This window comes from Pseudomonas fluvialis, assembly GCF_014207935.1.
Classification (GTDB): Bacteria; Pseudomonadota; Gammaproteobacteria; order Pseudomonadales; family Pseudomonadaceae; genus Aquipseudomonas; species Aquipseudomonas fluvialis_A.
In genome coordinates, this window is the sequence record NZ_JACHLL010000004.1 from 397846 (window position 1) to 403988 (window position 6143).

General features: G+C 56.9%; 13 protein-coding genes. All 13 read right to left on the minus strand.

Going from position 1 to position 6143, the window contains the following annotated elements:
- Positions 1-5: 5 nt before the first annotated feature.
- The gene (gene rplN / locus HNP49_RS13555; protein ID WP_184684088.1) at positions 6-374 is read right to left on the minus strand and encodes a 50S ribosomal protein L14; all 369 of its coding nucleotides are present in this window, start codon (positions 372-374) and stop codon (positions 6-8) included.
- A gap of 12 nt (positions 375-386) precedes the next feature.
- Positions 387-653: a 30S ribosomal protein S17 gene (rpsQ, locus tag HNP49_RS13560; RefSeq protein WP_095941473.1), complete on the minus strand. Its 267-nt coding sequence runs from the start codon at positions 651-653 to the stop codon at positions 387-389.
- 2 nt (positions 654-655) lie between these two features.
- Positions 656-847: a 50S ribosomal protein L29 gene (gene rpmC / locus HNP49_RS13565; RefSeq protein WP_095941472.1), complete on the minus strand. Its 192-nt coding sequence runs from the start codon at positions 845-847 to the stop codon at positions 656-658.
- Positions 847-1260: a 50S ribosomal protein L16 gene (rplP, locus tag HNP49_RS13570; protein ID WP_184684090.1), complete on the minus strand. Its 414-nt coding sequence runs from the start codon at positions 1258-1260 to the stop codon at positions 847-849. Before rplP ends, rpmC begins: the two co-directional genes overlap by 1 nt.
- A 12-nt stretch (positions 1261-1272) precedes the next feature.
- Positions 1273-1959, minus strand: a complete 687-nt coding sequence (gene rpsC, locus HNP49_RS13575; RefSeq protein ID WP_184684092.1) for a 30S ribosomal protein S3 — start codon at positions 1957-1959, stop codon at positions 1273-1275.
- 13 nt (positions 1960-1972) lie between these two features.
- Complete coding sequence (gene rplV / locus HNP49_RS13580) at positions 1973-2305, minus strand: 50S ribosomal protein L22 (protein ID WP_003103908.1); 333 nt, start codon at positions 2303-2305, stop codon at positions 1973-1975.
- 13 nt (positions 2306-2318) lie between these two features.
- Positions 2319-2594, minus strand: a complete 276-nt coding sequence (gene rpsS, locus HNP49_RS13585; RefSeq protein ID WP_027590504.1) for a 30S ribosomal protein S19 — start codon at positions 2592-2594, stop codon at positions 2319-2321.
- 16 nt (positions 2595-2610) lie between these two features.
- Entirely contained in the window at positions 2611-3432 is an 822-nt protein-coding gene (rplB, locus tag HNP49_RS13590; protein ID WP_184684094.1) for a 50S ribosomal protein L2, read from the minus strand.
- A gap of 14 nt (positions 3433-3446) precedes the next feature.
- On the minus strand, positions 3447-3746 hold the full coding sequence (gene rplW / locus HNP49_RS13595) for a 50S ribosomal protein L23 (RefSeq protein ID WP_095941469.1): 300 nt from the start codon (positions 3744-3746) through the stop codon (positions 3447-3449).
- Entirely contained in the window at positions 3743-4345 is a 603-nt protein-coding gene (gene rplD / locus HNP49_RS13600) for a 50S ribosomal protein L4 (protein ID WP_184684095.1), read from the minus strand. Before rplD ends, rplW begins: the two co-directional genes overlap by 4 nt.
- A gap of 15 nt (positions 4346-4360) precedes the next feature.
- Positions 4361-4990, minus strand: coding sequence for a 50S ribosomal protein L3 (rplC, locus tag HNP49_RS13605; RefSeq protein WP_184684097.1), 630 nt, complete (start codon positions 4988-4990; stop codon positions 4361-4363).
- A gap of 84 nt (positions 4991-5074) precedes the next feature.
- Entirely contained in the window at positions 5075-5386 is a 312-nt protein-coding gene (gene rpsJ / locus HNP49_RS13610) for a 30S ribosomal protein S10 (protein WP_003186070.1), read from the minus strand.
- Positions 5387-5534: 148 nt separating this feature from the next.
- A partial coding sequence (locus HNP49_RS13615) for an EF-Tu/IF-2/RF-3 family GTPase (protein ID WP_260407178.1) occupies positions 5535-6143 on the minus strand: 609 nt, incomplete at its 5' end.

Genomic DNA, 6143 nt, shown 5'->3' on the forward strand with positions numbered 1-6143 from the left:
TCTCCTTACAGCACTTCGGGGGCCAGGGAGACAATTTTCATGAACTTCTCAGAGCGAAGTTCACGAGTCACCGGGCCAAAGATACGGGTGCCGATAGGCTCCTGCTTGTTGTTCAGCAGGACAGCGGCATTGCCGTCAAAACGAATGATGGAGCCGTCAGGACGACGTACGCCATGCTTGGTACGAACGACCACGGCACTCATGACCTGGCCTTTCTTTACCTTGCCGCGCGGAATCGCTTCCTTAACGGTTACCTTGATGATGTCACCGATGCCAGCATAACGGCGGTGCGAACCACCCAGCACCTTGATGCACATAACACGGCGGGCGCCGCTGTTATCGGCCACATCGAGCATGGATTGAGTCTGAATCATGGCTCTACACCCTTACACTTCTACAGCGCGCTCAACGATCTCAACCAGAGCCCACGCCTTGGTCTTGGCGACCGGACGGGTTTCGCGAATGGTGACGGTATCACCAATGCGGCACTGATTGTTTTCGTCGTGCGCGTGCAGTTTGGTGGAACGCTTCACGTATTTACCGTAGATCGGGTGCTTTACGCGACGCTCGATCAGAACGGTGATGGTTTTGTCCATCTTGTCGCTGACAACACGGCCAGTCAGCGTACGGACTACTTTCTGAGCTTCAGCCATGATTACTTACCTGCCTGCTGGTTGAGCACAGTCTTGACGCGAGCGATGTCGCGCTTCACTTGCGAGAGCAGGTGAGACTGCCCCAGCTGACCAGTTGCTTTCTGCATACGCAGATTGAACTGGTCGCGCAGCAGACCGAGCAGCTGCTCGTTCAGTTCCTGCGCGGATTTTCCACGAAGTTCATTCGCTTTCATCACATCACCGTCCGCTTAACAAAGGAGGTGGCGAGCGGCAGCTTTGCAGCAGCCAGAGCGAATGCTTCGCGCGCCAGCTCTTCGGAAACACCCTCGATCTCGTACAGGACCTTGCCCGGCTGAATCTGGGCTACCCAGTACTCGACGCCGCCCTTACCTTTACCCATACGTACTTCCAGGGGCTTCTTGGTAACAGGCTTGTCGGGGAAAACGCGGATCCAGATCTTACCGCCACGCTTTACGTGACGGGTCAGTGCACGACGTGCGGACTCGATCTGACGAGCAGTGAGGCGGCCACGGCCAGTCGCCTTGAGGGCGAACTCACCGAAGCTGACTTTGCTACCGCGATGAGCCAGACCACGGTTGTGGCCGGTCATCTGCTTGCGGAACTTCGTACGCTTAGGTTGCAACATTTGGCGTACCCCTTATTTAGCAGCTTTTTTACGAGGCGCCGGAGCGGTCGGCTTCAGCTCTTCACGCAGGCCACCGATGACCTCGCCCTTGAAGATCCAAACCTTCACACCGATCACACCGTAAGTGGTGTGGGCTTCGTAGGTGTTGTAGTCGATATCGGCACGCAGGGTGTGCAGCGGCACACGCCCTTCGCGATACCACTCGGTACGTGCGATTTCAGCACCACCAAGACGACCACTCACCTGGATCTTGATGCCTTTGGCACCAATACGCATGGCGTTCTGTACGGCGCGCTTCATGGCGCGACGGAACATAACGCGGCGTTCCAGCTGCTGAGCAACGCTCTGAGCAACCAACAGGGCATCGAGTTCCGGCTTGCGGATTTCTTCGATGTTGATGTGCACAGGCACACCCATTTGCTTGGTCAGGTCCTGACGCAGCTTCTCAACATCTTCACCTTTCTTGCCGATCACGATGCCGGGACGAGCGGTGTGGATGGTGATGCGTGCAGTCTGAGCCGGACGAGCGATGTCGATACGGCTTACGGACGCGCTTTTTAGTTTGTCTTGGAGGTATTCGCGCACCTTGAGGTCGGCAAACAGATAATCAGCGTATTGACGCTTGTCTGCATACCAAACAGAGGTGTGCTCCTTGACGATTCCCAGGCGAATGCCAGTGGGATGTACTTTCTGACCCATCTGATCGACTCCGTTACTTGTCCGCAACCTTGACAGTGATATGGCAAGACCGCTTGACGATGCGATCAGCGCGGCCCTTGGCACGCGGCATGATGCGCTTCAGCGAACGCCCTTCGTTGACGAAGACGGTGGAGACTTTCAGATCGTCCACATCCGCACCTTCGTTGTGCTCGGCGTTGGCTACGGCCGACTCCAGCACTTTCTTCATGATCTCGGCAGCTTTCTTCGAACTGAAAGCCAGGAGGTTGAGCGCTTCGCCCACCTTCTTCCCACGGATCTGGTCGGCGACCAAGCGGGCTTTCTGGGCGGAGATTCGAGCGCCCGACAGCTTAGCGGCTACTTCCATCGTTCCTTACCCCTTAACGCTTGGCTTTCTTGTCCGCAGCATGCCCACGATAAGTGCGGGTAGCAGCGAACTCGCCGAGTTTGTGGCCGACCATGTCTTCGTTAACGAGAACCGGGACATGTTGACGACCGTTGTGTACAGCGATGGTCAGACCGACCATTTGCGGCAGTACGATGGAGCGACGCGACCAGGTTTTAACCGGCTTGCGATCGTTCTTTTCCACCGCCACTTCGACCTTCTTCAGTAGGTGAAGATCGATAAAAGGACCTTTTTTCAGAGAACGCGGCACTGTCGTATCCCTCTAGTTACTTGCGGCGACGAACGATCATGTTGTCGGTGCGCTTGTTGGAGCGAGTCTTCGCACCCTTGGTCGGGAAGCCCCACGGCGAAACCGGGTGACGACCACCAGAAGTACGACCCTCACCACCACCATGCGGGTGATCTACCGGGTTCATGGCAACACCACGAACGGTCGGACGAACACCGCGCCAGCGCTTGGCACCGGCCTTGCCCAGGGAGCGCAGGCTATGCTCGGAGTTGGAAACCTCACCGAGAGTCGCACGGCATTCCGACAGGACTTTACGCATCTCGCCGGAGCGCAGACGCACAGTCACGTAAGCACCTTCACGAGCAACCAGCTGGGCCGAAGCACCCGCAGAGCGAGCGATCTGCGCACCTTTACCCGGCTTCAGTTCGATGCCGTGAATGGTGCTACCCACCGGAATGTTACGCAGCGGCAGCGAGTTACCAGCCTTGATCGGAGCCTGAGCACCGGATACCAGCTGATCGCCAGCCTTCACGCCCTTAGGAGCGATGATGTAGGCGCGCTCGCCATCTGCATACTTCAGCAGAGCGATGTGAGCAGTACGGTTCGGGTCATATTCGATGCGCTCAACGGTGGCAGGGATGCCATCCTTGTTGCGACGGAAGTCGACCAGACGATAGTGCTGCTTGTGACCACCGCCGATGTGGCGAGTGGTGATGCGGCCGTTGTTGTTACGACCACCAGTCTTCGACTTCTTTTCCAGCAGCGGCGCGTACGGAGCCCCTTTGTGCAGGTCCTGATTGACCACTTTGACAACAAAGCGGCGGCCTGCGGAAGTCGGTTTGCATTTAACGATTGCCATGATGCGCCCCTTCCTTACTCAGCACTGCTGGTGAAATCGAGATCCTGGCCCGGCTGGAGAGCGATGTACGCTTTCTTCCAGTCGTTGCGCTTGCCCAGACCACGGACAGTGCGCTTGGTCTTGCCCTTGACGTTCAGGGTGGTTACGCGAGCAACCTTTACACCGAACAGGGTTTCGACAGCCTTCTTGATTTCCAGCTTGGTTGCGTCAGTAGCAACCTTGAAAACGAACTGACCCTTGCTATCTGCAAGTACGGTGGCCTTCTCGGAGATGTGCGGGCCAACCAGCACTTTGAATACGCGTTCCTGGTTCATCCCAGCAGCTCCTCGAATTTCTTCACGGCCGACACGGTGACCAGCACCTTGTCATAGGCGATCAGACTTACCGGGTCGGAACCTTGTACGTCACGCACATCGACATGCGGCAGGTTGCGCGCGGCCAGGTACAGGTTCTGGTCGACGGCATCGGAAACGATCAGCACGTCGGTCAGGCCCATGCCGTTCAGCTTGGCCAGCAGATCTTTGGTCTTCGGCGCTTCAACGATGAATTCCTCAACCACTACCAGACGCTCGGAACGAACCAGCTCAGCAAGGATGGAGCGCAGAGCAGCGCGGTACATCTTCTTGTTCAGCTTTTGGCTGTGATCCTGCGGCTTGGCAGCGAAAGTCACACCACCGGAACGCCAGATGGGGCTGCGAATGGTGCCAGCACGAGCACGACCAGTGCCCTTCTGACGCCACGGCTTCTTGCCACCACCGGAAACTTCGGAACGGGTCTTTTGCGCGCGAGTGCCCTGACGGCCACCGGCCATGTAGGCAACAACAGCCTGGTGAACCAGAGTCTCGTTGAATTCGCCGCCAAAAGTACGCTCGCAGACTTCGATAGCCTGAGCGCCATTTACATTCAATTGCATCTCAGCACTCTCCCCTTAAGCCTTGGCAGCCGGACGCACGATCACGTCGCCACCAGGAGCGCCCGGAACGGCACCCTTGACCAGCAGCAGATTGCGCTCGGCATCGACACGGACCACTTCCAGGGACTGCACAGTCACGCGCTCAGCGCCCAGGTGACCGGACATTTTCTTGCCCTTGAATACGCGACCCGGAGTCTGGCACTGGCCAATGGAACCCGGAGCACGGTGGGAGACGGAGTTACCGTGAGTGTTGTCTTGGCCACGGAAGTTCCAGCGCTTGATGGTACCGGCATAGCCTTTACCCTTGGACTGACCGGTGACATCCACCAGCTGTCCTGCCTGGAACAGATCAACATTGATCGAGTCGCCAGCTTGGTACTCGCCTTCTTCCAGGCGGAACTCCCAAACACCGCGACCAGCTGCAACATTGGCCTTGGCAAAGTGACCGGCCTGAGCCTTGGTCACACGGGAAGCACGACGCTCACCGACAGTCACCTGGACTGCACGATAGCCATCGCTGTCTTCGTTCTTGAACTGGGTGACGCGATTCGGTTCGACCTCGATGACCGTAACCGGAATGGAGACACCTTCTTCGGTGAAAATGCGGGTCATGCCGCACTTACGACCGACTACACCAATAGTCATGTTGTAAAACCTCATGAGTGTACGGGGCTTTCACCCGCTATGGCCGCCCATTTCAGAGCGTTACACGACTAAAACCCCAAGGTCTTAGCCGAGGCTGATCTGCACTTCCACGCCAGCCGCAAGATCAAGCTTCATCAGCGCATCAACGGTTTTATCCGTCGGCTGGACGATGTCCAGAACACGCTTATGAGTGCGAATCTCGTACTGGTCGCGCGCGTCTTTGTTGACGTGCGGAGAAACCAGAACAGTGAAACGCTCCTTGCGAGTAGGCAGAGGAATCGGACCACGCACCTGAGCACCAGTACGTTTCGCGGTTTCCACGATTTCCTGGGTAGATTGATCGATCAGGCGATGGTCAAAAGCCTTCAACCGAATACGGATTTGTTGGTTTTGCATTTGACCTTAGACTCCAAGTTGCCATTCCCACCGAACGCAAACGCCCGATAAAAGGAGGCGCAATTGTACGGATGCGCCCTAGGGGTGTCAATAAATGATCAACAAATAGAAAAAGGGCCCCGAAGGGCCCTTTTCACAGATCAATCGATTACTCGATGACCTTGGCAACCACGCCAGCACCAACGGTACGGCCGCCTTCGCGAATCGCGAAGCGCAGACCATCTTCCATGGCGATCGGCTTGATCAGGGTGACAACCATCTTGATGTTGTCGCCCGGCATTACCATCTCAACGCCTTCCGGCAGTTCGCACGAACCGGTTACGTCAGTGGTACGGAAGTAGAACTGCGGACGGTAGCCCTTGAAGAACGGGGTGTGACGACCACCTTCTTCCTTGGACAGTACGTACACTTCTGCTTCGAACACAGTGTGCGGCTTGATGGTGCCCGGCTTGGCCAGAACCTGACCACGCTCTACGTCGTCACGCTTGGTGCCGCGCAGCAGAACGCCACAGTTCTCACCAGCACGACCTTCGTCGAGCAGCTTGCGGAACATCTCAACACCAGTACAGGTAGTCTTGGTGGTCGGACGCAGACCGACGATCTCGATTTCTTCCTGAATCTTGACGATACCGCGCTCTACACGACCGGTCACTACAGTGCCACGGCCAGAGATCGAGAACACGTCTTCGATCGGCATCAGGAACGGCTTGTCGATGGCACGAACCGGCTCAGGGATGTAAGCATCCAGAGTCTCAAC

Coding starts and splice junctions, on each gene's coding strand:
- rplW (WP_095941469.1), bottom strand. CDS start 3,746: ATGAACCAGGAACGCGTATTCAAAGTGCTGGTTGGCCCGCACATCTCC.
- rpsJ (WP_003186070.1), bottom strand. CDS start 5,386: ATGCAAAACCAACAAATCCGTATTCGGTTGAAGGCTTTTGACCATCGC.
- rpsQ (WP_095941473.1), bottom strand. CDS start 653: ATGGCTGAAGCTCAGAAAGTAGTCCGTACGCTGACTGGCCGTGTTGTC.
- rplP (WP_184684090.1), bottom strand. CDS start 1,260: ATGTTGCAACCTAAGCGTACGAAGTTCCGCAAGCAGATGACCGGCCAC.
- rplN (WP_184684088.1), bottom strand. CDS start 374: ATGATTCAGACTCAATCCATGCTCGATGTGGCCGATAACAGCGGCGCC.
- rplD (WP_184684095.1), bottom strand. CDS start 4,345: ATGCAATTGAATGTAAATGGCGCTCAGGCTATCGAAGTCTGCGAGCGT.
- rplV (WP_003103908.1), bottom strand. CDS start 2,305: ATGGAAGTAGCCGCTAAGCTGTCGGGCGCTCGAATCTCCGCCCAGAAA.
- rplC (WP_184684097.1), bottom strand. CDS start 4,990: ATGACTATTGGTGTAGTCGGTCGTAAGTGCGGCATGACCCGCATTTTC.
- rpsC (WP_184684092.1), bottom strand. CDS start 1,959: ATGGGTCAGAAAGTACATCCCACTGGCATTCGCCTGGGAATCGTCAAG.
- rplB (WP_184684094.1), bottom strand. CDS start 3,432: ATGGCAATCGTTAAATGCAAACCGACTTCCGCAGGCCGCCGCTTTGTT.
- rpmC (WP_095941472.1), bottom strand. CDS start 847: ATGAAAGCGAATGAACTTCGTGGAAAATCCGCGCAGGAACTGAACGAG.